The organism is Rhizobium grahamii, assembly GCF_009498215.1.
Classification (GTDB): domain Bacteria; phylum Pseudomonadota; class Alphaproteobacteria; order Rhizobiales; family Rhizobiaceae; genus Rhizobium; species Rhizobium grahamii_A.
Genome location: NZ_CP043499.1, coordinates 1,014,997 through 1,041,873 on the forward strand (window position 1 = coordinate 1,014,997; position 26,877 = coordinate 1,041,873).

The following is a 26,877-nucleotide window of genomic DNA, read 5'->3' on the forward strand; positions in this document are numbered from 1 at the left end:
TAAAGCAGGATCGATCTGCGGAATGGCACTGAAGCGGGCCGTGACGGCCCTGGATCATGAGGGTTGAACACGATGTCACTATTTCCCGCACCCACACGCCGCAGCTTTCTGCTCGCCTCGGTCGCACTCGGTGTCACCGCGACGGGTCGGCTACCAGCCTTCGCGGCCACCGCGACGCGCGGCGGTTCGGCAACGCTTCTGCTGGCTGCCGAGCCACCCGTCCTGACGACGATCGCGCACACGGCCTATAACGCGGTCTATGTCTCGCCGAAGACCACGGAAGGCCTTCTCACCTACGACTTCGAGCTCAATCCGAAGCCGTTGCTGGCTAGGGAATGGACCATCAGCCCAGATGGGCTGACCTATACGTTCAAGCTGCGCGACGGCGTGAAATGGCATGACGGGCAGCCCTTCACCTCCACCGACGTTGCCTTCTCGATCAAGACGCTGAAGGAAGTGCACCCGCGCGGCCGCAACACCTTCCTCAATCTCGTCGACATCGAAACACCCGACGTGCAGACGGCCATCCTGAAGCTCTCCAAGCCGGCGCCCTATCTGATCACCGCGCTCGCCGCCTCCGAAACGCCGATCGTGCCGCGCCATATCTATGAAGGTACCAAGGTCGCGGAGAACCCGGCCAATCTGGCGCCGATCGGAACCGGCCCCTTCAAGTTCAAGGAATGGGTCCGCGGCAGCCACATCGTCTACGAGCGCAACGCCGAATACTGGGATCAGCCCCGTCCCTATCTCGACCAGCTGATCATCCGTTTCATTCCGGATGCCGCTGCCCGCTCGATCGCCATCGAGACCGGCGAAATCGACCTCGCGCCATCGACGCCGGTTCCGCTCAGCGATCTCGAACGCCTGCAGGCCGTCGAAGCGCTCGGCTTCGAGACCAAGGGCTATCAATACCAGAACGGCGTCAGCCGCATCGAGTTCAACCTCGAGCGCCCGCTGTTCAAGGATGTGCGCGTACGCCGCGCCTTCGCGCATGTCATCGACCGCAACGTCATCCTCAACACCATCAACTACGGTTACGGCGCCGCCATCCCCGGCCCGATCAATCCCAATCTCGCCAAGTGGTACGTGCCTGATCTCAAGACCTATCCGATTGATCTCGCTGCAGCCGAGAAGCTGCTCGACGAGGCCGGCTATCCGCGCGGCGCCGACGGCATCCGTGCACACATCAATCTCGACTTCGTACCGAGTGGCGAAACCTATCCACGCGGCTCGGAATACATCCGTCAGGCGCTGGCCAAGGTGGGCATCGACGCCAAGGTCCGCAGCCAAGATTTCGCGACCTACACGAAACGCATCTACACCGACCGCGATTTCGATTTTGCCTTCGAGGGCATGAGCAACCTCTTTGATCCGACGGTCGGCGTGCAGCGCCTCTACTGGAGCAAGAACTTCAAGCCGGGCGTCCCCTTCTCGAATGGCGCCGCCTACAGCAACCCAAAGGTCGACGAGCTGCTCGAGGCGGCGGCAATCGAGGTCGATCCGACCAAGCGCGTCGAACAGTGGCGCCAGATCCAGCAAATCCTCGTCGAGGACGTTCCGGCGATCGACATCGTCAGCCAGCCGGAACTGACGATCTACAACAAGCGGATTTCCGACCACACGATCGGCGGCGAAGGCATCGCGGGCAGTCTCGCCTTTGCCTACGTCGCAGCGTCCTGAGCCGGATCAACGGGAGAACAACCATGTCCATTCAACATCGCCCCGGCTCGATCGTCGGCCTGCCAAAATTTCCTGCCCCGACCGATTTCCCCGATAGTCCCCTATCGCAGGCGCTCAAGCAGCCCGTGCTGCTCGGCCTCTTCCTGCCGATACAGGCAGGCGGCTGGACGCAATCGACGCTCGAGCGCTCGACCGACTGGCGCTTCGACTACAACAAGGCGCTGACGCTGAAGGCCGAGGAACTCGGCTTCGATCTCGTCTTCGCTCTGTCGCAATGGCTGCCCAAGGGCGGTTATGGCGGCGTCTTCGATGGACAGGCGCTCGACAGCTTCGTCTCGACGGCGGCACTTGCCGGCCTCACCAAGAAGATCATGCTGATCTCGACCATGCATGTGCTCTACGGCCCATGGCACCCACTGCACCTGGCGAAATTCGGCGCGACGCTCGATCATATCACCGGCGGACGCTGGGGCATCAATGTGGTCACCGGCCACCGCGCAGTCGAACACGAAATGTTTGGCTGGCCGCGCATCGAGCACGACAAGCGTTATGAACTGGCGGCCGAATTCCTCGAGGTCGTCCAGCGCCTGTGGAGCGACGATGAGAACTTCTCCTTCGAAGGCGAAAGCAGCTGGAAGCTCGGTGGCGGCTTCGTCACGCCGAAACCTAATTTCGGCCGACCGATCCTCGTCAACGCCACCGGTTCGAATGCCGGCATCGCCTTTGCCGGCCGTTACTCGGATATCGTCTTCATCACCAGCCCGACGGGCGCCGACATTGACAGCGCGCTGCAATCGCTGCCGGCACATACGAAACGCGTCAAGGACGCGGCGATCGGGGTCGGGCGCACGGTGCGCACGCTGTTGAACCCGATGGTGATCTGCCGGCCGACAGAGAAGGAGGCCTGGGAACTCGCCGACCGCATCGTCGCCCATGCCGACCAACGCTCGCCGCAGGGCTTCCAGTCGCTGAACTCGGACGCGCAGGCCTGGAAAGGCCGCGATCCCCAGGATCCCTACCGCGCCATCGGCGGCAACATTCGTGTCATCGGTTCACCGGAGCAGGTGGTCGATCAGTTCGTCAAGCTGAAGGAGGCCGGCGTCGATGGCCTGCAGCTCAGCTTCTTCGACTTCCGCGACGATCTTGAATTCTTCGGCACCGAGGTCCTGCCGCTGATGAAACAAGCCGGCCTGCGCCACTAGGAGAACCGCCATGACCCGTAATGCCATTTCCGAAATCTGGTACACGCGTTGCCCGGTGCCGACACCCGTCGGCCTCGCCGCGCAGCTCGGTTATCTCGAGGAGAACTTCCGCAAGGACGGCGTGGCGCTGAAATCGATAATCGATTCACCCGACCGCAACATCCGCCAGAGCCATTTCAACCACACGCTCGACTGGTCGTTTCGCCATGGCGGCAACGTGCCGCCCATTCGCGCCCGCTCCGAAGGCCGCAAGACGCGGCTCATCGGCATCACCTGGACCGACGAATTCCAGGCGATCATCACCCTGCCGGAGACAGGCATCAAGACCACGCGGGACCTGAAGGGAAGACGCTTCGGCATCGCCCGCCGCCCCGAGGGCATCGTCGACTTCATGCGCGCCACGGCTCTGAAGGGGCTGATTTCCGCCCTCTCGCTTGAAGGGCTGGCACTCGACGACGTCGAGATCGCCGACATCGCGCTTTCGGACTCCGTGCTGTCGACGCAGGAGGGGCCATCGCTCTTCGGGTTGAAGCGTCGGCAGGCCTATGGCGAGGAGGTCGCGGCGCTTATTCGCGGCGACGTCGACGCCATCTATGTGAAGGGCACGGCGGGCATCAATGTCGCCAACCTCATCGGCGCGGTCGAGGTGGCGGAGTTCGGCTTCCACCCCGATCCGAAGATCCGCATCAATTCCGGCTCGCCGCGCGTCCTGACGGTGGACGAGCTTTTGGCCGACGAGCGGCCGGATCTCGTCGCGCGCCTGCTGGACTCGATCTTCAAGGCGAGCGCCTGGGCAGAGGCGCATCCCGATGAAACGAGGCGCTTCGTCGCGCGCGAGGCCGGCGCCACGGAAGAACAGGTTCTCGCCGCCAATGGCCCGGACATCCACAAGCACCTCGGCCTTGGCCTCCAGCCCGAACTCGTGGATGCGATCGGCCACTACAAGGACTTCCTGCGCGATTTCGGCTTCCTCGCCGCCGATTTCGACATCGCCGACTGGGTCGACCGCCGCCACATCGACGCCTTCGACCGCCGCGCCGTGGCCTGATCGGGAGAGAGAGAACCATCATGCTTCAGGAAAAGATCGATCCGGTCGACAAGGCACGGCGCCTCGCCGTCGATTTCGCCGAACGCGCCGCTCACCATGACGCGACGGGCGACTTCCCCTTCGAGAATTTCACCCGTCTTTTCGAAGCCGGACTCCTTGGACTGGTGACGGCGCCCGAGCATGGCGGCCACGGCGGCGGGCTCGTGGAAGCACAGGCTGTCATCAGCGAAATCGCGCGCGGCGAACCTTCGACCGCGCTCGTGCTCGCCATGCATTACAACAGCCACTACAGCCTGCGCCGCTTCGCCAAGTGGCCGGCTTATCTCGCAGAGCGGGTGCTCTCGGCCAACCGGCTCGGCCCCGCCCTGATCAACGCCGCCCAGGCGGAACCCCGCATCGGCTCCCCTGCCCACGGCGCGTTGCCTGAGACCATCGCACGCCGCGATGGCGACACCTGGCGCATCAGCGGCCACAAGAGCTATGTGACCGGCATCCCCGTTCTCAAATGGGTGGCGCTGCTGGCGCTGACCGACGAGGCGGAACCGCGTCTGGCTTCCTTCCTCGTTCCCACCGACAGCCCCGGCCTGCGCATCGAAAAGGCCTGGAACGCCGCCGGCATGCATGCGACCGCCAGCGACGACATCATTCTCGACGACGTCGTCATTCCGCTCGAGGACATCATCGAAGCCCAGCCGGCCTCGGAGCCGCTGCGCCGCGAGGAACATGCGACCGCCTTTTTCTTCTCGCTGATCGGTGCGGTTTACCACGGCGTTGCGCTTTCCGCGCGCGACCGGGTGCTCGCCTTCGCTGCCCACCACACACCGGCAAGCCTCGGCGCGCCGCTCTCGACCGTTCCCCGTATTCAGGACGGTCTGGGAGAAATCGAGGTGCGGCTGGCGACCAATGCCCGATTGCTGCGCTCACTCGGCGAGGATGTCGATGCCGGCAAGGTCGTCGGACTTGATGGCATGCATGTCCGCCATGTCGTCATCGACAACGCGGTCGCCATCACCAGCCTCGCTCTCGAGCTTGCCGGAAACCCCGGTCTCAACCGTGACTTCCACTTGGAGCGTCACCATCGAGACGCCATCACGGCCCGCTCCCATGCGCCGCAAAGCCACATGATCCGGACCATCGCCGCCCGCAACGCGCTTGCTCGTCTGGCGCCGCGATAGCGGAACAAGGCCCTCGGGTCTCACGGTTTGATTTCACAAGCGCAGGCTAGCTATGAGCAAAGACAGCGAATTCCTTTGGTACATTCCAAATGACACCAGGCCGGGGCATCGTGGCGACACCGTTGTCGAAAATCACAACAGCCTCGCCACGCTGACGGAGCAGGCCCGCGCACTCGAGGAGCATGGCTGGAAAGGTGCGCTCATCGGAACGGGCTGGGGCAGACCTGATACCTTCACTGTTGCCGCGGCACTTGCGGCCAGCACGACGACGTTCGAGCCGTTGATCGCGATCCGCCCCGGCTACTGGCGACCCGCGAATTTCGCCTCGGCCGCCGCCACGCTCGACCACCTCACCGGCGGCCGCGTTCGCGTCAACATCGTCTCCGGCCTCGACAATCTCGCCGCCTATGGCGACCAGGAGGGAGACCAGGCACAGCGCTACGCCCGCACCAGGGAATTCATGCGGCTGGTCCGCAGGCTCTGGATCGATGAGAACGTTAGCTATGACGGCGAGCACTTCAGCGTCGCTGAATCGACCGTCGTGCCGCGCATTGAGGCGCGCGGCGATCGCCGCCATCCGAAACTCTATTTCGGTGGCGCCTCCGAGGCGGCCGAAAGGGTGGCTGCAACCGAGGCGGACGTCCAGCTCTTCTGGGGCGAGCCGCTCGATGGTGTCCGCGAGCGCATTGCGTGCCTGAAGGACCTGAGCCGGGAGCTCGACCGGGATCTGCCGCCGCTGGAATTCGGACTCAGGATCACCACGCTGGTGCGCGACACGACCGAGCAGGCCTGGGCCGACGCCGAGGCGAAGGTGGCGGAGATGGCCAAGGGCAACGGCGCCGGCTGGAGCGATCACCGCAGGGCGGTCGCCGTCGGCCAGCAGCGGCTGTTCGACCTGCATCGGGCCGGCGACGTTCTCGACGACAACCTCTACACCGCGCCCGGCAAATACGGCGGCGGCGGCGCTGGCACGACCTGGCTGGTCGGCTCGGCCGAAGACGTCGCGAGGTCGCTGCGTAAATACGAAGATCTCGGCATCACCCATTTCGTGCTCTCGGATACGCCTTATCTCTCGGAGATTAAACGCCAAGGGAGCGAGTTGCTGCCGCTCCTGCGTGAATGAGGTGTGAGTGGGAAAATGTTGAGGTGTCTCTGCGGCAATGTAGTGCATAAGGCATCCTCATCCACCCTGCCCACCTTGTTGAGTTCGCTACTCGGCGGGGTTTTCATCCTTCGCAGGCTCTGTTTGGCCCGTACAGTATCGGCGCCGCGAGAGTGGTTATCGGTTGCCAGCTGCAGAAATCCGGCATGGATGTCGCTTGGGCAGTGGTCACTCATCCGGAGATTGAATACACGCACCGGCGCGTTTGATGACGTGACTCCGCTCCACCTATATGCGATATTACTAATATATGCTATCTAAGGGGGATGGAGATGCGAAGGCTATATCTTGCCGCCATGGCGGCATCAGCATTTTTTCTCGGATATTACGGCTCCGCAAGTGCTGAGGACTGCTCAGCCAGTCTCACTGCGGAGTTGTTGAATCCTGCCAGCGCTAGCCGCAATTCGGAGTTGGGACAGGGGATCGCTTGCCTCGCTCAACCGATCAGCGTCGAGAGGTCCGGTGTTAACGCACCGACACCGGACGACATCGCTGCGGCAAAAAAGATCATTATTCTTGCTGGAAAAATCATTGGGAACGGTTCTCCGGCAGCTGCCGGAAAGGGCCCCAAAGTGATTACGCCCGGTGCCCCGACCGTTGCCTCGGTTTCCGGTTCATCCTCCGGTTCCGGAGGAGCGTCACGCCAGAAAAGTGCTCGTTCCGACCAGACCATGCCACTGGCAGCCATGATCAAATGCCGGACATCAGCATTGCTGGGCGAGAAACCACCTGCATGCCAGTCCACTCATTGGAACAAGAATGAGGTGATCATGGCGAGCAAGCTCATCGGCAACGGCTGATTTTGCAAAGCCGCCATTGGATCCAAGCAATGGCGGCCTCGCTAGCCCTTCACCGCGCCGGCAGTCATCGAGCCGGAAATCTGCCGATACATCAGAAGCCCAAGCAGGGCGGGAGGAAGCGCGCCGAGCGCCATCACTGCCGACGCGACGCCCCACTGCACGCCGCCGCCGCTGGCGGCGAAGAAGAAGGAGGCGCCGACTGTCATGGGCACCGCTTTGTTGGTGGTCAGCATCAGGCCGAACAGGAACTCGTTCCATGCGGTGATGAAGCCGAAGATGAACGCCGTGATGAGCGCCGGGCGGATAACGGGCGTGATGACGCGAACCATCGCCTGGAAGGATGATGCACCGTCGATCCGCGCCGCCTCGTCGAGTTCGAGCGGCACGTCATTGATCGCGTTGACCAGCATGACGAGGGCGAGCGGGATATTGACGATCGTCAGGATCAGTCCCAGGCCAATCTGCGTGTCGAGCAGTCCGAGCCATTGATACATCATGTAGAGCGGGATCGCGAAGATGATGAGCGGCACGGCTCGCAGGTTGATGACCAGCGGCAACATCACCCGTCGGCCGACATCGCTTCTTGCGATGGCGTAGGCCGCCGGCAGGCAGAGCAGGATTGCAAGCCCGGTGCCGAGCACAGCCGCAATCGTGCTGTTCAGCAGGTAGGAATAGATATTGAAACGATCCGTCTGGGTCAGCACGCGCGCATAGTTGGCGAGCGTCGGCTGGTTGATCCACAGGCCGGCATTGCTGGACAGCTCCCGTGCGCTCTTGAACGAGGTGACGAGCGTGACGATGATCGGAAAGTTCATCGCAAGCGCGGCGATCGCAAAGACGATCCAACGAAGTGCGTTGATCATGCTGCCTTCCTCCTGCGACCGGCCAGCCAGTTCAACCCGTAGAGCACCGCGAGGGAGGCAATGAACAGCACGACCGAGGCCGCAACCGCCTTGCCGATCAACCCGTCCTTGAAGAAGGCCTGGTAGATGTAGATGGACAGCGATGTCGTCGAGCCGCCAGCGCCGCTGCCGGTCAGCGCATAGACGTTGTCGAACACACGGAAGCCGTCGATGAAGCGGATGAAGAAGGCAATGACCAGCGTCGGCGTCATTAGCGGCAGGTCTATTAGCCACAGAATGCGCCAGGCCGAGGCGCCATCGAGCGAGGCCGCCTCACGGACATCGAGCGGAATTGCCGAATAGGCGACATAAAAGAGCAGGAAGGCGAACGGCGTCCACTGCAGCGTCTCGACGACAAGGAGCGTTTTGAAGGCGTTGTTGACGTCGAGGAAGGCCGGGCTGTCGCCAAACCAGAGGAAAAGATAGTAGGGAACGGGCCCGGCGAACTCGTGCAGCACGAGCCGGTACATCAGACCGATCATCGCCGGCGCGACCATCAGCGGCAGCATCAGCGGCGCCATCAGGACCGAGCGCTTCGCAAGCAGCGGCGCCAGGAAAATCGCGAGAAACAGCCCGATCCCGCACTCCGCGATCGCCGTAATCAGGCCGAACGTGAAGGAGAAGGACGTTGCCTTCCAGAAGGAGCGGTCCTGCAATACGGCGAGATAGTTGCCGAAGCCGGTGATCGTCGGGCTGCGCAGGTTCTGGAAACCGACGGTCGAGATCGAATAGATCAGGTTAACGAGGGCCGGAAAGCCCAGGAAGAGCAGCAGGAAGCCGATAAGCGGCACCAGATAAGCCCTGCCTTCTGCACGTGATACGATAGCCATTTCGGTCCGCCGGATGGAGGGATGCCGGGCTTGGCCCGACATCCGGATCGAGGTTACTTCTTGAGGAGATCCTGCATACCGGTCTTGGTATGAGCAAGAGCGTCCTCAAGGCTCTGTTGGCCCGACCAGTAGCCGGTGAACTCCTTGGCCTGCAACTCGTAGACAGAGAGCGCATTGGCCGACGTTGCGCCGTTCATGACGTAGCCGTACTTACTGGCGAATTCGCCAAGCTTGACGAGATCGGGGCGTTCCGACGCGATCTTCGCCACGATATCGGGCATCAGGGCCGGCGAACCGCCGCCGCGCGCGTAAGTCAGGGCCGCATCCTCGGTTGCCAACCATTTCAGGAACTTGATGGCCCCTTCCTTGTTCTTGGCATTCTTGTTGAGGCCGAGACCAAGGCCGTGAATGTGGTCGGCGCGACCGTTCGGACCGGCCGGCGGTGCGACGATGCCCGTTACATCAGCCACGGCCGGCGACTTGTCGGCGCTGGTGAGGTCGGCGGCTGCGGCATTCCACTGCAGAGCCGTTGCAGCCTGGCCGGCGGCGAAGGCGGCATTGGTTTCAGGATATTCGTAGCTCAGCGAATCCTTTGGCGAGGCACCGGCATCGTAGAGGGTCTTGTAGAGCTGCAAGCCGGTCTTGTAGGCGTCCGAATCGACGGTGACGTTGCCGCTGTCGTCCATCCAGTTTGCGCCATAGGAGCGCGGCAGCGACTGGAACACCATCATGTTGAACAGCAGGTTCTTCATCTGCAGCACTGTGCCGTAGCGAACCGGGCTATCCGGATTGGCCTGCTTGGAGAAATAGAGCGCAGTTGCCGCCCAGTCGTCCCAGGTCCAGCTGTCGGGATCCTTCGGCTGCAGATCCTTGCCGAGCACCTTCTTGGCAAGCTCGGAATAGGTCTTCTTCGCCGCATCGTCCTTCAGCAGGGCGTCGATCAGGTCCTTGCGATAATACATGAAATGCAGCGACAGATCCGTCGGCACGCCATACTGCTTGCCGTCGAACTGCATGGTCTTCAGGACGGAATCGCCGAAGACCTTCGCGGCGTCGGGTCCAAGATCCACGGGTTCCATGTAAGGCGCGTAACGGCCAATGGTGTAGGTGGCGACGAGATTGATGTCGAACGCGTCCGATCCGGCCGCCATGTCAGCCTGCAGCTTGTCGTAGAAGCCGTCGCGGTTGAAGAACAGAAGCTCGACCTTGTCGGCGTCGGACGCGGACTTGTTGTAGGTTTCTACGGTCGCGCGAAGGGCGGTCTCTTCCGATCCGCCCGGCCAGCCCAGCACGGTGACGGTGGCATTGGCGAGGCCCGGCAGAGCCGCGCTTGAAAGAAGCGTGGCGAGAGCCGGAGCGATTATCTTTTGCAGTTTCATCATTGTTCCCTTTCTTTCTTTGGTTGCTTATCTGATCGATTTCTAACGATGCTGCCGCGCCAGGTCCGCAGCGCCGATTATGCCCGCGCGGCTGCCCAGTTCCGCCGCGACGAGGTGAGGCGTGATCCGGGCGTTGAGGCCGCCGATCTTCCCACGCACGAGGTCGAGATAGCCGGGCGCGAGGCCGATGCCGCCGCCGATGACGATGCGTTGGGGATCGAGCATCAGCTTGATGTCGCGGCAAAGGAGCGCGACTTGCGCCGCCGACTGTTCGACGATCGTCTTTGCCCATGCGGACCCGGCCGCCGCTTCGGCAAAGACCGTCACCGCATCGACAGCGTGGCCGGCGTCCCTTGCCTGCTGTGCGATCCAGAGACCCGAGGTCAGATCCTCGAGCGGGGCCGCGCCATGCGAGGCGCTTCGGGTCAGGCCGAAATGGCCGGCGAGACCGGAGGCAAGCTTGCCGTTGATGACGATACCGCCGCCGATCCCCGTCGAGATCGTCAGGAAGACGATGTCTTCCCTGCGGCCGGCGCCGAACCGGTGTTCGCCCCAGGCTGCTGCCTGGGCGTCGTTGACGGCGAAGGCTGGTGCGCCAAGGCGCGCGGTTGCGCGCTCGATCAGCGGATAACTGTCGGGAATGCCAAGCGTCGCCGGATTGAGAGCGGACCAGCAGCCATTTTCCACGAAACCAGTGACGGCAATGCCTGCGCGAGCAAACCCGCCGCTCCACCCGCTGATCTCCGCTGCGATGGCATCCAGCCAGGCGTCGGGCCCTTCCTCGCGCTGCGTTCGCACAATGCGCTCATCGATGACCTTGTCACCCTGGACCAGCGCCACCATCGTCTTCGTGCCGCCGATGTCGATGGCGAGTACGGGCTTGTCGGCGTCCTCACGCTGCGAGAACGCGGCACTGACGGCCTCGTGAAACCACGTCGTCGCGTGTTCGGTGCGTGTAATTGCCGAGCCGACGACGACGGCGAAGGCGCCGGCGGACGCCGCTTCGGCCGCCTGCTCCGGCGTGCGGATGCGGCCTTCGGCGATGACGTGGGGTGTCAGCGTCCGCATTGCCGCAATCAGGGCGATATCCGGATCGACCGGCTCAGGCCCGCCGACATAACCCGAGAGCGTGGTTCCGACAAAATCGACACCCTCCGCCAGCGCCCGCTTGGCGTCCTCGAACGAGGAGCAGTCGGCCATCGTCAGCTTGCCCTTGGCCTTTGCCGCAGCGACAAGCGCGCTGAAGGCTGCCGGGCGGACACGATCGGTGGCGTCGAAGGCGATGATATCGGCACCGGCATCGGCAAGATCTTCGACATCGGCGATGAAGGGTGTGATGCGAACCGGGCTGTCATCCAGATCGCGCTTGACGATCCCGATGATTGGAACAGCCACATGCGGGCGGGCCGCCTTCACGTAAGCAACGGATTCGATCCGCACCGCCGCAGCACCTGCCGCCGCGGCGGCATTGGCGAAGCCGATGACGAACGCGGCATCATCCATCGGACCATCGGGAACCGGCTGGCAGGAAACGATGAGGGCGTTCTTCAGGTCTTCGTGCGTCACGGGATGCTCCATTTCGGGCATCACGATAATTGGAAAATACCAGATGGCAACCAGTTTATGACTGGTATTATCTTCGGAGTTCGAAGACGAAATCGAAGACGTCGCCCTTGTATCGGGTCTCGCACAATTCGACGATCTGCCCATCTCCCAGGAAGCAGCGGCGTTCCGTCACGAGAAGTGGCGCTCCGGCTTCGCAGTGAAGATGGGTCGCATCGTCGGCGGTTGCCGGCCGCGAGCGCATGCGCTGAACCGCCCGCTCGGGCAGGAAGCCACGAGCTTGCAGCGCCTCGTAAAGCGATTGGTCGACCAGGTGCGGCGACGGCAGGAAGCGGACCGGAACCACCGAGGTCTCCACCGCAATCGGAAGCGAATTGGCAGTCCGGATGCGCTTGATCCTGACGACATTTGCGTCTCCGGCGATCCCAAGCGCCATCATTTCAGTCGATGATGCGCGGGTAATCTGCCTCGATATCCAAATACACCCAGGCACTTGGCCCCGGGCGCGGATATCCTCGGAGAAGCTGGTCAGGGTCGCCAGAGACTTTTCGACGCGCGATCCGATCTCGGTCTTGAAGCCGTGGCGACGGCTGAGCAACCCTTCTTCCTCCAGCAACGACAGCGCCTTGCGGACGGTGACGCGCGACAGGGAAAGAGAAGACGCAATCACCCGCTCACCCGGCAGCACACTGCCCGACTGGAACGTCTGCGTCTGGATCGCTTTCTCGATGGCGAGCTTCAACCGCTTGTAGAGGGGTATATTCCCCGGGATCTGATCAAGTGATTTCTCGATCGCATCGATCACCTGGTTCTGAGCCATAAAATTCGCCAACGCCCGTTAAAAAAATCGGTTGGACATATACTGGTATTATCGGTCGGTGACAATTGGGACTTGATGGAGCCCGCCTTAGAGAAAGCGGGAAGCTCTTCTGCCGTCGGGGAAACGGCCGACGGATGCAACGGCTCTAAAGTGAACTCAGGCGTAAGGAAGCAGAAGGAGCGCTACAGCCGAGGGAGTTGTTTTCGAAGTTATGCGCCAGATCGTCGAAGGCCGACCGCGCCGAGGCACACTGCTAAGTCCCGCGAGAGCGCCGCGCATGGAAACTCAAGTACGTTCAAGTATGCGATGAAATGGCTCTGGCGCCCTGGATCGTATAGCGGCTTCACAGCTCAAACACGATCCAGGTCACACCTTACACCCGCTTCCGGCGTCTCGACACTGTGCCTGCCTGTAGGCCTGCCAGCTTAGTCGGAGACCTCATTCGGCTGCGCCTGTGGCAGCATACCGCGGTAGATGCCAGGCACCGACCCTTCGATCGGAATGGCGCCAACGCTTCTGCGATAGAATTCCATCGGGCCTGCTCCGCCGATCACGCCATACGGGTATCCCTGCGCATACATGTCCAGGAGCGTTTCCAGCAGCAGGGCATGGCCGACGCCCTTCCCTCGTGCCGCCTCATCGACGCCGGTCGGGCCGAAGAAGCCCTTCGCGGTCGCGTCATGGCAGGCAAAGCCGATCAGCCGTTCGTCCTTGATCGCAATGAAACACGTTGTCGGCTGGCGCATTGTCGCGGCGGTCGCTTCAGCCGCCCACCCTGCCCCGAAACGCGGCTCGATCCACGACGTCAGCACCGGCAGTTCCGGCGGCAGCACGCGCCTGATCACGACGCCTTGGCTTACCATGCGGCTATCCAGTGCCGGATCACGTTTCAGCTCGTAGAGCTTGACCAGCATGTCCATGTTTTTTCCTTTCTATGTCAGCCCTTGACCGCGCCAGCGGTCAGGCCGGCAACGATGCGCCTCTGGAAGAAAAGCACCACGGCGATAAGGGGAAGCGTAACCGTGACGGAAGCCGCCATGATCTGTCCGAAGGGATATTCGTAGCGGCTGGTGCCGGCGATCAGGCCGATTGCGACAGGCACCGTGCGGTTCTCGTCGGTAAGGGTGAAGGTCAGCGCGAACAGAAACTCGTTCCAGGCCAGAATGAAGGCAAGAATGCCGGTGCTGGCGAGCGACGGCCCCATCAGCGGCAGCAGGATCTTCATGAGGATACGGAAATGCGAGCAGCCGTCGATGATGGCGGCTTCCTCCAGTTCGCGAGGAAACTCCCGGATGAACGTCGTCAGGATCCACGTTGTGAATGGCACTGTTGACAGGAGATAGGTGAGGATCAGTGCACTCGGGCGATTGAACAGCCCCAACCAGTTGATCAGCTCGAACATGCCCGAGAGGACCACGACCTGCGGGAAGATCGAGATCATCAGGATGATCATCAGCACGGCCCGGCGCTGCGGGAATTCGATCCGGCCGAGCGCATAGGCTGCCGAAAGGCCGATGATCAGCGACAGCAAGGTGGTAGACACCGCGACGTAAGCCGAGTTCACAAGAGAACTCATGAAGACCGGATTGTCGATCAACTGCCGGTAGTAGGTGAAATCGAGCGCCGGCAGGAGTGCCGAGCGATAGAGCGCCGCCCCCTGCTTCGTCGACGAGACGAATGCCCAATAATAGGGAAACAACGTGTAAATGAGCACCAGAAGGAGTGCGAAGATTTGCAGTCCTCTGACAACACGTCGCCTCATTCTGTAGTAGGACGCCGGCTTGCGCAGGGATCGTTGGGCGATTGCATTTGCCATGTTCATGTCCCCGCCGCCCGGTCGAGGCGAAGCGCCCCGATGATAATGATCGCGACCAGCGCAACGAGCAGGAAGACCCATGTCGATGCAGCGGAGCCGACCCCGAGTTCCTGGAAGCTGATCAACCGGTCTCGCGCGTAGATCGATACCGTCATGACGTTCTCGTTGCTGGCCGCCAGAACATACGCAAGGTCAAACATGCGCAGCGCATCGAGAACGCGGAACAAAACCGCCACCCCAATCGCCGGCCGTAGCATCGGCAGGGTGATCGACCAGAAACGCTTCCAGGCCGGGATGCCGTCGACCTCGGCGGCTTCGAAGATTTCCGGCGAGATCAGCTGGAGGCCGGCAAGGATCAGCAGGACCATGAAAGGTGTCGTCATCCACACGTCGATGAAGATGACCACGCCCATGATCAGCGAGCTGCTGGCCGTCCAGGCGATGCCATGATCGACCAGCCCGAGCCCTGACAGGATCTTGTTGATGACGCCGAACTGGTCGTTCAGCATCCACTCCCAGATCTTGGTGGCAACGACCACAGGAATGGCCCACGGCACGAGAATGGCGGCGCGCGCCAGACCTCGGCCGGGAATGACCTCGTTGAGCAGAAGCGCGATCGCGAGGCCGAGCACGGTCTCGATGGCGACCGAGATTACCGTGAAGACAAGCGTGTTTTTTACGGCAACCCACCAGCTGTGATCGTTGATGACCTCCATGAAATTATCCAGACCGACCATGGAGTAGACGGAAGGATCATCGAGATAGGCATCGGTGAACGAGAAGAAAAAGGTTCTGCTCAAGGGCCAGACGGCTACGAGAAGAATGACTGCGGTGACAGGGATAAGGAAGAGCCATGCGGCCCGGTGATCACGGCGAGCAAGTTTGGCGCTCATGGTTCACGCCCCTGCCCGATACCAGCCGACGCGCTGCTCAGCAGGACGCGCTTGCCGGCGGCGGCAAATGCGAAAATGGCGGAGTCTGCAAAATCAAGCCCGACGCGCGTGCCGATCTTGTCCGGCGAAGGCGCGGTCGGGAGCCTGACGACCCAGACAGTCTCGTCCGTGATCCGGCAATAGCCGAAATGCTCATGACCAAGGTCCTCGACACGCTCCAGCGTGCAGGCAAGGCGGCCATCCGCTTCGGCGACGAGGCGCAGGGCTTCCGGACGGACGCCGATCTCCGCGATCGGTCCCGACGGATTTTGCGCGACCAACGAGAGGGAGAGATTCCCGGGGCCGACAATCGCTCCGGCATTGGCTCCCGTCTGCGCCGAAACGGCCAGGAAATTCATCCGCGGACTGCCGATGAAACCCGCCACGAACCGATTATCGGGCGTATGGTAGAGCTGCTGCGGTGTTCCCACTTGCTCGATGCGACCATGGTTGAGGACGACGATCCGATCCGCGAGCGTCATCGCTTCGGACTGGTCGTGGGTAACGTAGATCATCGTGGTCTTCAGATCGTCGTGAAGCTTGGCGATCTCCATGCGCATTTCCATCCGAAGATCGGAATCGAGGTTGGAGAGCGGCTCGTCGAACAGGAATATCTCCGGCTGCCGCACCAGGGCCCGCCCGATCGCCACGCGCTGCCGCTGGCCGCCGGACAACTCGCGGGGCCGGCGCTCCATGAGGTGATCGACCTTGAGCATGCGCGCAACGGCTGAAACCTTCTGATTGATCGCATCCTTGGCGACGCCCAGCGTTTCCAGGGCGAAACCGATATTCCGGGCGACGCTCATGTGAGGGTAAAGCGCATAGGACTGAAAAACGAACGCGACGCCTCTTTTTGACGCCGGGACATCGGTCACATCCTCTCCGCCGATCGTCACAACTCCCTTCGAGGCCGCGACCAGGCCCGCGACGATACGGAGAAGTGTCGACTTGCCGCAGCCCGACGGGCCGACGAAGACCACAAACTCACCGTCGTTGATCTGCAGGTCGACGCCCTGAATGACAGTATGCGTACCATAGTTCTTCGATACGGATTCAAGAGAAACCGAAGCCATTTTTCACCCGGACTTATCACAATGAAAGGTTCGCCGCTTATCAGCGGCGATCGGCGGCACGCGTCGGAAGGGCAGGCTCATTCGAGCTCGCCCTCCCCGCGTTCAGACTACGCTCAACGGCTTTCCTTGAGTTTTTCCAACCGTCCTGCCAGTGACGTCAGCCCGGCTTTGATATCGCCGCTGCCGGAGAGCATATCGTGGACCGCGCGATAGAAGGCCTGCGATACGCGGTTATAGCTGGTGCCGGTATAACCAGACGGACGCACGGCGCTGTCTGCGAAGGCCTGCTGGTTGTCCTTCAGGAACGGGATCTTCGCCAGAACCTCGGTATCGCTGTAGAGCGCCGGGATCGACGGGTTGACCGCATCCTGCAGCGCCCGCTTCTTCTGCATGTCGGGACCAGTGATGAAGTTCACGAAGTCGGCGGCCACATCGGGCTTGGAGCTGTACTTCGAGACGCCGTAATACATCGGGCCGAGGCAACCGCTCGACTTCTGGCCTTCCGCGCCGACCGGCAATGGCATCACGCCGACCTTGTCGACGATTGCGCTGCCTTCCTTGTGCGACGTGCCCCAGACATAAGGCCAGTTGCGATGGAAGACTGCATTGCCGGATTCGAAGACAGCGCGCGAGGCTTCTTCGTCGTAGTTCAGGGTTCCCTCCGGGCTGATCGATCCGATCCAGCCCTTGGCCTTTTCAATTGCTTCGGCCGCCTTCGGATTGTCGATCGTCACCTTGCCGTCGTCGGCGATGATCGTGCCACCGCCGTTCGACGCAACCAGTTCGATCGCATCGCAGGTGAGGCCTTCGTAGCTCTTCGCCTGCCAGGCGTAGCCCCACATTTCGGCATTGCCGGCAGCGCGTTCCTTGTCCTGGATCTCCTTCGCGGATGCAGCGAGTTCATCCCAGGTCTTCGGCGGCTGCTTGCCGTACTTCTCCAGAAGATCCTTGCGATAGAACATCAGCCCGACGTCCATATAGGCGGGCATGGCGATCAGGTGGCCATCCAGCTTGGCGGCGTTGAGCGTGGAGGCAAAATGCTTGTCCTGGTCCGCCTGTGGGATCACCGTCTTCAGATCAAGCAGGCCGTTCTTGAACATGCCGAGCCAGATCACGTCGAGGAAGAGAACGTCGATGTCGGTCGACTTGGCCGCAAGAAGCTGCTGGTAGATCGGGATCGCGTCGTCAAGCAACGCGGGCATCTTGTTGATCTTCGCCTCGTTGCCCGTCTTTTCCTTCCAGGCATTGGCGACGTTCGTGCAGAGTTCGAACTCCGTCGGCGCGCAGAAGACGGAAATCGTCTCGGCGCTGGCCGTTCCGCTCCAGAGGGCGGCGGAGAATGCGAGGGCAGCAAGGCTCTTCTTAAGCATGATGGTTCCCTTGATTGTTATCGAGCTTGGCATCGTCGGAACTCTTCGGTCCCTTACGACAATAGGACTGGTTATGACCAGTTATGTCAACATGGACTTTTCAAAGAATTGCGTTGAGGATAGCGAGGCCGGCAGGCAGACCAGAGGACAACCGAATTTGAAGACTCTCGAGACTGAAGACACATTGGTTGCCAAACAAGGCGTGATTGATCGCGACGACCCCCGTCCACTGCATAAGCAGGTCTATGCGGCGCTGCTGGCGGCGATCAGCGATGGCCGACTGCCACTGCGCGGCAAGCTTCCTTCCGAGCGGGAACTTGTCGATCTCTACGCCGTCAGCCGCATCACCATCCGTCACGCGATTCGCGAATTGATTCAGCAAGGCGTGGTGCATAGCCAGCCGGGAAAAGGGCTCTATGTCGCCGAGCGTGGCGGCGGCGGCTTCGAACTGCAGGTCCTCAAGAGCTTCACCAGCATCGCGCTGGCCAATGGTCACAATCCCGGCCACCAGCTGATCGAAGCGAGCCTCGTGCGTGCGCCGCTCGAAATCAGCCGTCCGCTGTTTCTCGCGCCCGGCGCCGAGGTCGTCCTTCTGTCGAGACTACGCCTGCTCGACAATATTCCGGCCGTCATCCAGACCGACTGGATCCCCGCTGCGCGCGTTCCCGGGCTGCTTGATCTGGATTGGGGAATCGCAAACCGCTCGCTTTATGAGGAGTTGCGCGAACGCTACGGCATCTTTCCAAAGCGCGGACAAACGACGCTGAGTGCTCGGCTCGCGGATGAGAACGAGGCACGCCTTCTGCAACTGTCACCGCCCGCAGCCGTCCTCACCGTCGACCAGATCGCCTTCGGTGACCGGAACCGGCCGGTCAACATGACGGCCCTCGTGCATCATCCCGCCCGGTATCCGCTGACACTGCTGCAGTCCGAGACTGGAGATTTTACACAGTACTGACGTGATGGTAGCCGCCCCGAATACCTGCCAGGTGCTCAAACACATCCACATTCGTTTGACATTCGAATAATCTTCATTTTAACTGCACTAACTTTCGCAATCTTGGCTCGGAGGGGGAACGTGAGCCGGAAGATTTACGATCTTTTTGTCATCGGCGGAGGCATCAACGGGTGTGGGATCGCCCGTGATGCAGTCGGGCGCGGCTATTCGGTCGCACTTGCAGAAATGAACGATTTCGCTTCGGGAACATCATCCGGCGCGACCAAACTCATCCATGGCGGACTTCGCTATCTCGAGCACTACGAGTTTAGGCTCGTGCGTGAATCGCTGATGGAGCGTGAGGTGCTTTGGGCAACGGCGCCGCACATCATTCGGCCGATGCGATTCGTGCTTCCCTACCATAAGGGCGGCATCCGTCCGGCATGGCTTATTCGTCTTGGGCTGTTTGTCTACGATCACCTCGGCGGGCGGAAATTGTTGCCGCCAACCAAAGTTTTGGACATGCGTCGCGATCCGGCCGGCAAACCACTGAAAGCGATCTTCACCAAGGCTTTCGAATACTCGGACGGCTGGGTCGATGATGCCCGCATGGTTGTCCTGAATGCACGGGACGCAGCCGACCGCGGCGCACTGATCATGCCGCGAACGAAAGTCGTCGCGGCCAGACGCAAGAATGACCTTTGGTCGATTGAGACGGTCGACACCGCCAGCGGCCAACAGAGCAGTTTTCAAGCGCGAATGCTGGTGAATGCAGCCGGCCCGTGGGTCGATCAGGTCATTCACTCGGCCATCGGACAGAACGAGGCTCAGCATGTGCGGCTGGTGCAGGGCAGCCATATCGTCGTGCGGAAGAAGTTTGATGATCCTCGAGCTTATTTCTTTCAGAACCCGGACAATCGGATCATCTTCGCGATACCTTACGAACAGGACTTCACGCTGATCGGCACCACCGATCGCGACTATTTGGCTGATCCAAAAGATGTAAGGATCACCGAGGAAGAGACGACCTATCTCTGCAATGCGGCAAACGAGTATTTCAAGGAGCCCATCGTAGCCGACGACATCGTCTGGACCTATTCCGCCGTGCGGCCGCTGTTCGACGACGGCGCCTCCAAAGCACAGGAAGCAACGCGCGACTACGTGTTGATCGTCGAAGGCAACGGGGCAAGCGCACCTCTGCTGAATGTCTTTGGCGGCAAGCTGACGACATACCGGCGGCTGGCGGAACACGCGCTGGAAAAGATCGCTACGGCCATCGGCCCCAAGGGTGCGCCGTGGACGGCGAAGGGCCGCCTGCCGGGCGGCGATTTTGCGGCGACCGGCTATGAGGCGCAAGTCGGTGATCTGAAGGGTCGCTATCCGTTCCTCGCAAATCGGCACGCCCGCCGACTGGTGCGTTGCTACGGAACAAAGGCGGCTGCGTTGCTCGGACAGGCGAAAAATACCGAAGATCTGGGGCACTGTTTCGGTGGCGATCTCTATGAGATTGAAGTCCGCTACCTGATCGAGCATGAATGGGCCAGGCACGCCGATGACGTGCTCTGGAGGAGAACGAAGGAAGGCCTGCGCCTGACCAAGGAGCAGGCTGGGTTATTGGAGGAGTACATCGCCGCGCTACCGGCTCAGATGGCCGGATAAGAAGCGGCATGTGGTCCCCGCTGTGAGGAGGCACGGGAACCGGAATGCTAGAATTGCGGAACGCCGCAAAGATGGTGGGCGCGGATTATCATATCCACGCAACCAGTCTTGCGTTTGAACGAGGCACGCTGAATGTGCTGCTGGGGCGACGCTCTCCGGCAAGACTTCGTTGATGCGACTGATGGCCGGGCTCGATCGTCCGACCAGCGGTTCCATTCATTTCGACGGCGTCGACGTCACCGGCATGCCGGTGCAGAAGCGCAACGTTGCGATGGTGTACCAGCAGTTCATCAACTATCCGGCCTTTACCGTCTATGAGAATATTGCCTCGCCGATGCGCATCGCAGGCAAGGATGCCGCGACCATCGACCGCGAGGTGCGCAAGGCTGCCGACCTCATGCGGCTGACGCCCTATCTCGACCGCACGCCGCTCAACCTCTCCGGCGGGCAGCAACAGCGCACGGCGCTTGCCCGCGCCCTGGTCAAGAACGCCAGCCTCGTGCTGATGGATGAGCCGCTTGCCAACCTCGACTACAAGCTTCGCGAGGAACTGCGCGCGGAATTGCCGAAGATCTTCGCGCAATCGGGTGCCATCTTCGTCTATGCCACGACCGAGCCTTCGGAAGCGCTGCTCCTCGGCGGCAATACCGCGACGCTATCGGAAGGGCGCGTCACGCAGTTCGGCCCAACCATCAGCGTCTACCGCAAGCCGCTGGACCTGATAACGGCCAAGACCTTTGCCGATCCGCCGCTCAACTTCATTGACGTGGTAAAAGCTGGCGGCGTTTTCCAACGCCAGAACGCCGAGATTTTTGCCGTTCCAGGCCACCTTGCGGGCATGGGGGATGGGCCGGTGACGGTTGCATTTCATCCGCATCACCTCGGTCTTTCCGAGCAGACCCCGGGGGCGGTGCGCCTCAAGGCGCGCACGCAGCTTTCCGAAATCACCGGCTCCGAGAGCTTCGTCTATCTCGACTATGATGGCGTGCGCTGGGTGATGCTGGCGCATGGCATTCACGACATCGACCCGGATACGGACATCGATGTGTTTCTCGACGTGCGTCACCTGATGGCGTTCGACACTGACGGGCGCGCGATTGCGTCCGGCGTAACGGCTTGAGGAGGCAGGGACATGGCACGCATCACGCTCGACCACATCCGCCACGCCTACGGGCCGAACCCGACATCGGACAAGGACTACGCGCTGCGCGAAGTCGACCACGAGTGGAACGACGGCGGCGCCTATGCGCTGCTTGGACCGTCAGGCTGCGGGAAGACGACGCTGCTCAACATCATCTCCGGCCTGCTGCAGCCGTCACACGGGCGCATCCTGTTCGATGGCAAGGATGTGACGAACTTGCCGACACAGGCGCGAAACATTGCGCAGGTGTTCCAGTTTCCCGTCATCTACGACACGATGACCGTATACGACAATCTTGCCTTTCCGCTGCGCAATCGCGGCGTTGCGGAACCCGAGGTGGATCGTCGTGTTCGCGATATCCTGGAGATGATTGATCTCATGCCTATGGCGCGGCGCAAGGCGCAGGGGCTGACCGCCGACCAGAAGCAGAAGATTTCTCTCGGTCGCGGCCTCGTGCGCAACGACGTCAACGCCATCCTGTTCGACGAGCCGCTGACCGTCATTGATCCGCATATGAAATGGGTGCTGCGGTCGCAACTGAAGCGGCTGCACAAGCAGTTCGGCTTCACCATGGTCTATGTCACGCACGACCAGACGGAAGCGCTGACCTTCGCCGACAAGGTGGTGGTCATGTACGAGGGCGAGATCGTGCAGATCGGCACGCCGTCCGAGCTATTCGAGCGGCCGAGCCATACGTTCGTCGGCTATTTCATCGGTTCTCCCGGCATGAACGTCCTTCCCGCGAAGCTCGACGGCAACCGTGCGACTGTCGGCGGCGAGACCTTGTCCCTCGACTACGCGCCGAAGACTGCGACGGGTGCCAAGACCGAGCTCGGCATCCGGCCGGAATTCATTCGCATCGGGCGCGAGGGAATGCCTATTACAATCAACCGCGTCGAGGATATCGGCCGGCAGAAGATCGTTCGTGCGACGTTCGAGGGACAGCCGATCGCGATCGTCGTGACCGAGGATTCCGAGATCCCGGCAGAGGCGCGCGTGACCTTCGATCCCGCCGCCATCAACATCTATGCCAATTCCTGGCGCGTCGGCAGGGAGGGCTGAGCCATGAACAAGACCTGGAACAACAAGGCCTGGTTTCTGGTGCTGCCGGTGCTGGTGCTGGTCGCCTTCTCGGCGGTGATACCGCTGATGACCGTCGTCAATTATTCCGTGCAGGATACGTTCGGGAACAACGAGTTCTTCTGGGCGGGCACGGACTGGTTCGTGCAGACGCTGCAGTCCGACCGCTTCTGGGCGGCACTGCAACGCAACCTTGCCTTCTCGCTCATCATCCTGGCTTTGGAGATCCCGCTCGGCATTTTCATCGCGCTCAACATGCCGAAGAAGGGGATCGGCGTGCCCGTCTGCCTCGTGCTGATGGCGCTGCCGCTACTGATCCCGTGGAACGTCGTCGGCACCATCTGGCAGGTGTTCGGTCGCGTCGATATCGGCCTGCTCGGCCATACGTTGGAGGCGATCGGGCTCGACTACAACTACGTCCGCGATCCTGTTGATGCGTGGATCACCGTCATCGTCATGGACGTCTGGCACTGGACGAGCCTTGTGGTGTTGTTGTGCTATGCCGGCCTCGTGTCGATCCCGGATGCCTATTATCAGGCGGCGAAGATCGATGGCGCGTCGCGCTGGTCGGTGTTCCGCTACATCCAGCTGCCGAAGATGAAGCGCGTGCTTCTGATCGCCGTACTGCTGCGCTTCATGGACAGCTTCATGATCTATACAGAACCCTTCGTCGTCACCGGCGGCGGCCCCGGCAACTCGACCACCTTCCTGTCGATCGATCTGGTGAAGATGGCCGTCGGTCAGTTCGACCTCGGTCCGGCGGCTGCGATGTCGATCATCTACTTCCTGATCATCCTGCTGCTCTCATGGATCTTCTACACCGTGATGACCAGCGGCGACGAGAACGCGTGAGGAGGAGAGGACCATGGCCCAATCCATGACAAAGACGATGAAATACAAGCCGGCCGGCAACTTCTCCTGGGTCGTCTCGACCGTCTACATCATCTTCCTGCTCTTGCCGATCTACTGGCTGGTCAACATGAGCTTCAAGGAGAATGCCGAGATCACCGGCACCTTCTCGCTCTGGCCGCAGAACCCGACGCTCAGGAACTACACGATCATCTTCACCGATCCGTCGTGGTACAACGGCTACATCAACTCGATCACCTATGTGGTCATGAACACGGTGATCTCGGTGCTGGCGGCACTGCCCGCTGCCTATGCCTTCTCGCGCTACCGGTTCCTCGGCGACAAGCACCTGTTCTTCTGGCTGCTCACCAACCGCATGGCCCCGCCGGCCGTTTTTGCGCTGCCGTTCTTCCAGCTCTATTCGGCATTCGGCCTGATCGACACCCATATCGCGGTCGCGCTGGCGCACTGCCTGTTCAACGTGCCGCTGGCGGTCTGGATCCTCGAAGGCTTCATGTCCGGCGTGCCGAAGGAGATCGACGAGACGGCCTATATCGACGGCTACTCGTTCCCGCGTTTCTTCATCCGCATCTTCATGCCGTTGGTGGCATCGGGGATCGGGGTGGCGGCCTTCTTCTGCTTCATGTTCTCGTGGGTGGAGCTGCTGCTTGCCCGCACGCTGACGACCACCGCGGCAAAGCCGATCTCGGCGATCATGACGCGCACGGTCTCGGCTTCGGGCATGGACTGGGGCGTGCTGGCGGCAGCAGGCGTGCTGACCATCATTCCCGGTGCGCTCGTCATCTATTTCGTCCGCAACTACATCGCCAAGGGCTTTGCGCTCGGCCGCGTCTGACAAGGGAGGAGACCCGACATGAACTTTTCCTGGATGGCGTGGACGCTGCCGACTGCCTTGTTCTTCCTGACGATCCTCGTGCTTCTGATCGGCATGAGCGTCTGGGAGTATCTGGCGCCGGGCGGCTCGCCGCGGGTGGGAGTCCTGCGGTTCGAGACGACACGGGGAGACCGTCTCTTCATATCGCTGCTGGGAGCAGCGTTCATTCATCTCGCATGGTTGAGCCTCGTCGGGCCCAACCTGTGGTGGGCTCTCGGGCTTGCCGTAGTCTACGCCATCGGCGTGTTCCGCTACGTCTAGTCCGGGGAGATACAGATGGCCGGGGGTACTGGCCGCCTGACGTTAAGACTGCAATCGCAAAACCTTGGGAGGATATCATGCGACGGCATCTACTAGCGACAACAGCAGGCATCTTGCTGGCCATGGCGGGCTCCGCCTACGCCGGCATGGACGAAGCGAAATCATTCCTGGACAAGGAAGTGGGCGAGCTGTCTTCGCTTTCCCGCGCCGACCAGGAAAAGGAAATGCAGTGGTTCATCGATGCGGCGAAGCCTTTCGCCGGCATGGATATCAAGGTCGTCTCCGAAACGCTGACCACGCACGAGTATGAATCGAAGGTGCTGGCTCCGGCCTTCACCGCCATCACCGGCATCAAGATCACGCATGACCTGATCGGCGAAGGCGACGTCGTCGAGAAGCTGCAGACGCAGATGCAGTCCGGCGAGAACATCTACGACGCCTATGTCAACGACTCGGACCTGATCGGTACCCATTGGCGCTACCAGCAGGCCCGCTCGCTGACCGACTGGATGGAGAAGGAAGGCAAGGACGTCACCAATCCTGGCCTCGACATCAACGACTTCATCGGCACCAAGTTCACGACCGCGCCGGACAAGAAGCTCTACCAGCTTCCCGACCAGCAGTTCGCCAATCTCTACTGGTTCCGCTACGACTGGTTCAACGACGAGAAGAACAAGGCCGATTTCAAGGCGAAGTACGGCTACGATCTCGGCGTCCCGGTCAACTGGTCGGCCTATGAGGACATCGCCGAATTCTTCACCGGCCGTGAAGTGAACGGCAAGAAGGTCTTCGGCCACATGGATTACGGCAAGAAGGACCCGTCGCTCGGATGGCGCTTCACCGATGCCTGGCTTTCGATGGCCGGCAACGGCGACAAGGGTCTGCCGAACGGTCTGCCTGTCGATGAATGGGGTATCAAGGTCGACGAGAACTCGCGTCCGGTCGGTTCGTGCGTGGCGCGCGGCGGCGATACCAATGGTCCGGCTGCCGTCTATTCGATCCAGAAGTATCTGGATTGGTTGAAAGCCTATGCACCGCCGGCAGCGCAGGGCATGAACTTCTCCGAATCCGGCCCGGTGCCGGCGCAGGGTGAAGTGGCGCAGCAGATCTTCTGGTACACGGCGTTCACCGCCGATGCCGTCAAGCCGGGGCTGCCTGTCGTCAACGAGGACGGCACGCCGAAATGGCGCATGGCGCCCAGCCCGCATGGCGTCTACTGGAAAGACGGCATGAAGCTCGGCTATCAGGACGTCGGTTCCTGGACGCTCATGAAGTCGACGCCCGACGACCGCGCCAAGGCCGCTTGGCTTTACGCGCAGTTCGTGACCTCGAAGACGGTCGATGTGAAGAAGAGCCATGTTGGCCTGACCTTCATCCGTGAGTCCACCATTCGCGACAAGAGCTTCACGGAGCGCGCCCCGAAGCTCGGCGGTCTGGTCGAGTTCTACCGCTCGCCGGCCCGCGTCCAGTGGTCTCCAACAGGCACCAACGTTCCCGACTATCCGAAGCTGGCACAGCTCTGGTGGCAGGCCGTGGGCGATGCGTCCTCCGGCGCCAAGACCGCCCAGGAAGCCATGGATTCGCTTTGCGCCGAGCAGGAAAAGGTCCTGCAGCGCCTGGAGCGCGCCAAGGTCCAGGGCGATATCGGTCCGAAGCTCGCCGAGGAACATGATCTCGAATACTGGAACAAGGACGCGGTCGCCAAGGGCAACCTCGCTCCCCAGCTGAAGATCGAGAACGAGAAGGAAAAGCCGGTCACCGTCAACTATGACGAACTGGTCAAGAGCTGGCAGTCCAACTAACGGGCTGCCTCGGCCGGGGATCAACGTCCCCGGCCGATCGAACCTGGAATCCCGATGCCAGGTAGCGTACGGTATCGCCTTAGCAATCCTATTTGTCCGGGGTCGTCAGTTCGGTCTCTGCGGTATCGACGACGAAAACCGCCAGGATTTCGGCGTCCTCGGTATCACTGGCATTGGCGCTGATCTTGTGATGATCGCCGGGTGCCTCGATCCAATTTTCGCCGGTATTGTAGACCTTGGGCTCGCCGTCGTTCACCTGGCTTTTGATTTTCCCCTCAATCACGGTCGCATAAATAAACGCGCTCTTCGCATGAGTATGCGAGGGGTTTGAGCCGCCTGGGCCGTATTCAACGAGGACACCACGAAGGCTTTTACCGGGGACGTTCGGCAATGCATGGTCGAAAACCACGGTAATTTTGGCGTTATGCGGTTTATCAGCAGCAAGAGCAGGCATTGCTATCAACGAAGCGACGAGTACGACCGAGAGTGTTTTAAGCATGG

24 protein-coding genes and 1 pseudogene are annotated in these 26,877 nt (G+C 61.3%); 14 read left to right on the forward strand and 11 right to left on the reverse strand.

The window, feature by feature from the left end:
- Positions 1 to 72 precede the first annotated feature (72 nt).
- The 6 genes from FZ934_RS23605 (at position 73) to FZ934_RS23630 (ending at position 7,067) form a co-directional block, all read left to right on the forward strand.
- Positions 73 to 1,680: an ABC transporter substrate-binding protein gene (locus tag FZ934_RS23605; protein WP_153273272.1), complete on the forward strand. Its 1,608-nt coding sequence runs from the start codon at positions 73 to 75 to the stop codon at positions 1,678 to 1,680.
- 23 nt (positions 1,681 to 1,703) lie between these two features.
- Complete coding sequence (locus FZ934_RS23610) at positions 1,704 to 2,882, forward strand: LLM class flavin-dependent oxidoreductase (protein WP_153273273.1); 1,179 nt, start codon at positions 1,704 to 1,706, stop codon at positions 2,880 to 2,882.
- Positions 2,883 to 2,892: 10 nt separating this feature from the next.
- Positions 2,893 to 3,930 carry an ABC transporter substrate-binding protein gene (locus tag FZ934_RS23615; RefSeq protein ID WP_153273274.1) on the forward strand — a complete coding sequence of 346 codons (1,038 nt, stop codon included), beginning with the start codon at positions 2,893 to 2,895 and terminating at the stop codon, positions 3,928 to 3,930.
- A gap of 20 nt (positions 3,931 to 3,950) precedes the next feature.
- Positions 3,951 to 5,105, forward strand: coding sequence for an acyl-CoA dehydrogenase family protein (locus tag FZ934_RS23620; RefSeq protein ID WP_153273275.1), 1,155 nt, complete (start codon positions 3,951 to 3,953; stop codon positions 5,103 to 5,105).
- 52 nt (positions 5,106 to 5,157) lie between these two features.
- Positions 5,158 to 6,228 (forward strand): LLM class flavin-dependent oxidoreductase, encoded by a 1,071-nt coding sequence (locus FZ934_RS23625; protein WP_153273276.1) that lies wholly within the window; start codon positions 5,158 to 5,160, stop codon positions 6,226 to 6,228.
- A 311-nt stretch (positions 6,229 to 6,539) separates the two neighbouring features.
- Positions 6,540 to 7,067 carry a hypothetical protein gene (locus FZ934_RS23630; RefSeq protein WP_153273277.1) on the forward strand — a complete coding sequence of 176 codons (528 nt, stop codon included), beginning with the start codon at positions 6,540 to 6,542 and terminating at the stop codon, positions 7,065 to 7,067.
- Positions 7,068 to 7,108: 41 nt separating this feature from the next.
- Here the strand turns inward: FZ934_RS23630 and FZ934_RS23635 are convergent, their stop codons facing one another.
- From FZ934_RS23635 to FZ934_RS23680, 10 genes are all read right to left on the reverse strand, one after another.
- Positions 7,109 to 7,930 (reverse strand): carbohydrate ABC transporter permease, encoded by an 822-nt coding sequence (locus tag FZ934_RS23635; protein ID WP_153273278.1) that lies wholly within the window; start codon positions 7,928 to 7,930, stop codon positions 7,109 to 7,111.
- Positions 7,927 to 8,799: a carbohydrate ABC transporter permease gene (locus tag FZ934_RS23640; protein WP_153273279.1), complete on the reverse strand. Its 873-nt coding sequence runs from the start codon at positions 8,797 to 8,799 to the stop codon at positions 7,927 to 7,929. The genes FZ934_RS23635 and FZ934_RS23640 overlap by 4 nt, the downstream gene beginning before the upstream one ends.
- 53 nt (positions 8,800 to 8,852) lie before the next feature.
- Entirely contained in the window at positions 8,853 to 10,181 is a 1,329-nt protein-coding gene (locus FZ934_RS23645) for an ABC transporter substrate-binding protein (RefSeq protein WP_194273818.1), read from the reverse strand.
- Between the two features lie 39 nt (positions 10,182 to 10,220).
- The gene (locus FZ934_RS23650) at positions 10,221 to 11,681 is read right to left on the reverse strand and encodes a putative N-acetylmannosamine-6-phosphate 2-epimerase (protein WP_432443666.1); all 1,461 of its coding nucleotides are present in this window, start codon (positions 11,679 to 11,681) and stop codon (positions 10,221 to 10,223) included.
- A gap of 130 nt (positions 11,682 to 11,811) precedes the next feature.
- The gene (locus FZ934_RS23655) at positions 11,812 to 12,561 is read right to left on the reverse strand and encodes a GntR family transcriptional regulator (protein ID WP_153273281.1); all 750 of its coding nucleotides are present in this window, start codon (positions 12,559 to 12,561) and stop codon (positions 11,812 to 11,814) included.
- Positions 12,562 to 12,986: 425 nt separating this feature from the next.
- On the reverse strand, positions 12,987 to 13,481 hold the full coding sequence (locus FZ934_RS23660) for a GNAT family N-acetyltransferase (RefSeq protein ID WP_153273282.1): 495 nt from the start codon (positions 13,479 to 13,481) through the stop codon (positions 12,987 to 12,989).
- A 17-nt stretch (positions 13,482 to 13,498) separates the two neighbouring features.
- Complete coding sequence (locus tag FZ934_RS23665; protein WP_153273283.1) at positions 13,499 to 14,377, reverse strand: carbohydrate ABC transporter permease; 879 nt, start codon at positions 14,375 to 14,377, stop codon at positions 13,499 to 13,501.
- 2 nt (positions 14,378 to 14,379) lie between these two features.
- Positions 14,380 to 15,270, reverse strand: a complete 891-nt coding sequence (locus FZ934_RS23670; RefSeq protein ID WP_153273284.1) for a carbohydrate ABC transporter permease — start codon at positions 15,268 to 15,270, stop codon at positions 14,380 to 14,382.
- Positions 15,267 to 16,382, reverse strand: a complete 1,116-nt coding sequence (locus FZ934_RS23675; protein WP_153273285.1) for an ABC transporter ATP-binding protein — start codon at positions 16,380 to 16,382, stop codon at positions 15,267 to 15,269. Before FZ934_RS23675 ends, FZ934_RS23670 begins: the two co-directional genes overlap by 4 nt.
- Before the next feature lie 113 nt (positions 16,383 to 16,495).
- A complete protein-coding gene (locus FZ934_RS23680; protein WP_153273286.1) occupies positions 16,496 to 17,752 on the reverse strand; it encodes an ABC transporter substrate-binding protein in 1,257 nt (418 codons plus the stop codon).
- 157 nt (positions 17,753 to 17,909) lie between these two features.
- Between FZ934_RS23680 and FZ934_RS23685 the strand changes: the two genes are divergently transcribed.
- From FZ934_RS23685 to FZ934_RS23720, 8 genes and pseudogenes are all read left to right on the forward strand, one after another.
- Positions 17,910 to 18,710: a GntR family transcriptional regulator gene (locus FZ934_RS23685; RefSeq protein WP_153273287.1), complete on the forward strand. Its 801-nt coding sequence runs from the start codon at positions 17,910 to 17,912 to the stop codon at positions 18,708 to 18,710.
- A 120-nt stretch (positions 18,711 to 18,830) separates the two neighbouring features.
- Positions 18,831 to 20,348 (forward strand): glycerol-3-phosphate dehydrogenase, encoded by a 1,518-nt coding sequence (gene glpD / locus FZ934_RS23690; RefSeq protein ID WP_153273288.1) that lies wholly within the window; start codon positions 18,831 to 18,833, stop codon positions 20,346 to 20,348.
- 44 nt (positions 20,349 to 20,392) lie between these two features.
- Positions 20,393 to 21,468 (forward strand): annotated as a pseudogene (locus FZ934_RS23695) (ABC transporter ATP-binding protein).
- 12 nt (positions 21,469 to 21,480) lie between these two features.
- Positions 21,481 to 22,551 (forward strand): ABC transporter ATP-binding protein, encoded by a 1,071-nt coding sequence (locus FZ934_RS23700; RefSeq protein WP_153273289.1) that lies wholly within the window; start codon positions 21,481 to 21,483, stop codon positions 22,549 to 22,551.
- A gap of 3 nt (positions 22,552 to 22,554) precedes the next feature.
- A complete protein-coding gene (locus FZ934_RS23705) occupies positions 22,555 to 23,421 on the forward strand; it encodes a carbohydrate ABC transporter permease (RefSeq protein WP_037178749.1) in 867 nt (288 codons plus the stop codon).
- A gap of 25 nt (positions 23,422 to 23,446) precedes the next feature.
- Entirely contained in the window at positions 23,447 to 24,274 is an 828-nt protein-coding gene (locus FZ934_RS23710) for a carbohydrate ABC transporter permease (RefSeq protein WP_153274011.1), read from the forward strand.
- A gap of 18 nt (positions 24,275 to 24,292) precedes the next feature.
- Positions 24,293 to 24,574: a DUF2160 domain-containing protein gene (locus FZ934_RS23715; RefSeq protein WP_153273290.1), complete on the forward strand. Its 282-nt coding sequence runs from the start codon at positions 24,293 to 24,295 to the stop codon at positions 24,572 to 24,574.
- Between the two features lie 77 nt (positions 24,575 to 24,651).
- Positions 24,652 to 26,376 (forward strand): ABC transporter substrate-binding protein, encoded by a 1,725-nt coding sequence (locus FZ934_RS23720; protein WP_153273291.1) that lies wholly within the window; start codon positions 24,652 to 24,654, stop codon positions 26,374 to 26,376.
- Positions 26,377 to 26,464: 88 nt separating this feature from the next.
- Here FZ934_RS23720 and FZ934_RS23725 read toward each other — a convergent pair whose 3' ends face one another.
- Positions 26,465 to 26,875, reverse strand: coding sequence for a cupin domain-containing protein (locus FZ934_RS23725; protein WP_153273292.1), 411 nt, complete (start codon positions 26,873 to 26,875; stop codon positions 26,465 to 26,467).
- Positions 26,876 to 26,877: the final 2 nt, after the last annotated feature.

Bases quoted from the DNA above. Each gene is read 5' to 3' on its own strand.
- FZ934_RS23630 (WP_153273277.1), top strand. From the start codon at position 6,540: ATGCGAAGGCTATATCTTGCCGCCATGGCGGCATCAGCATTTTTTCTC.
- FZ934_RS23715 (WP_153273290.1), top strand. From the start codon at position 24,293: ATGAACTTTTCCTGGATGGCGTGGACGCTGCCGACTGCCTTGTTCTTC.
- FZ934_RS23655 (WP_153273281.1), bottom strand. From the start codon at position 12,561: ATGGCTCAGAACCAGGTGATCGATGCGATCGAGAAATCACTTGATCAG.
- FZ934_RS23725 (WP_153273292.1), bottom strand. From the start codon at position 26,875: ATGCTTAAAACACTCTCGGTCGTACTCGTCGCTTCGTTGATAGCAATG.
- FZ934_RS23620 (WP_153273275.1), top strand. From the start codon at position 3,951: ATGCTTCAGGAAAAGATCGATCCGGTCGACAAGGCACGGCGCCTCGCC.
- FZ934_RS23700 (WP_153273289.1), top strand. From the start codon at position 21,481: ATGGCACGCATCACGCTCGACCACATCCGCCACGCCTACGGGCCGAAC.
- FZ934_RS23665 (WP_153273283.1), bottom strand. From the start codon at position 14,377: ATGGCAAATGCAATCGCCCAACGATCCCTGCGCAAGCCGGCGTCCTAC.
- FZ934_RS23720 (WP_153273291.1), top strand. From the start codon at position 24,652: ATGCGACGGCATCTACTAGCGACAACAGCAGGCATCTTGCTGGCCATG.
- FZ934_RS23640 (WP_153273279.1), bottom strand. From the start codon at position 8,799: ATGGCTATCGTATCACGTGCAGAAGGCAGGGCTTATCTGGTGCCGCTT.
- FZ934_RS23645 (WP_194273818.1), bottom strand. From the start codon at position 10,181: ATGATGAAACTGCAAAAGATAATCGCTCCGGCTCTCGCCACGCTTCTT.
- FZ934_RS23625 (WP_153273276.1), top strand. From the start codon at position 5,158: ATGAGCAAAGACAGCGAATTCCTTTGGTACATTCCAAATGACACCAGG.
- FZ934_RS23610 (WP_153273273.1), top strand. From the start codon at position 1,704: ATGTCCATTCAACATCGCCCCGGCTCGATCGTCGGCCTGCCAAAATTT.
- FZ934_RS23675 (WP_153273285.1), bottom strand. From the start codon at position 16,382: ATGGCTTCGGTTTCTCTTGAATCCGTATCGAAGAACTATGGTACGCAT.
- FZ934_RS23670 (WP_153273284.1), bottom strand. From the start codon at position 15,270: ATGAGCGCCAAACTTGCTCGCCGTGATCACCGGGCCGCATGGCTCTTC.
- FZ934_RS23660 (WP_153273282.1), bottom strand. From the start codon at position 13,481: ATGGACATGCTGGTCAAGCTCTACGAGCTGAAACGTGATCCGGCACTG.
- FZ934_RS23605 (WP_153273272.1), top strand. From the start codon at position 73: ATGTCACTATTTCCCGCACCCACACGCCGCAGCTTTCTGCTCGCCTCG.
- FZ934_RS23710 (WP_153274011.1), top strand. From the start codon at position 23,447: ATGACAAAGACGATGAAATACAAGCCGGCCGGCAACTTCTCCTGGGTC.
- FZ934_RS23650 (WP_432443666.1), bottom strand. From the start codon at position 11,681: ATGGATGATGCCGCGTTCGTCATCGGCTTCGCCAATGCCGCCGCGGCG.
- FZ934_RS23635 (WP_153273278.1), bottom strand. From the start codon at position 7,930: ATGATCAACGCACTTCGTTGGATCGTCTTTGCGATCGCCGCGCTTGCG.
- FZ934_RS23615 (WP_153273274.1), top strand. From the start codon at position 2,893: ATGACCCGTAATGCCATTTCCGAAATCTGGTACACGCGTTGCCCGGTG.
- FZ934_RS23680 (WP_153273286.1), bottom strand. From the start codon at position 17,752: ATGCTTAAGAAGAGCCTTGCTGCCCTCGCATTCTCCGCCGCCCTCTGG.
- FZ934_RS23705 (WP_037178749.1), top strand. From the start codon at position 22,555: ATGAACAAGACCTGGAACAACAAGGCCTGGTTTCTGGTGCTGCCGGTG.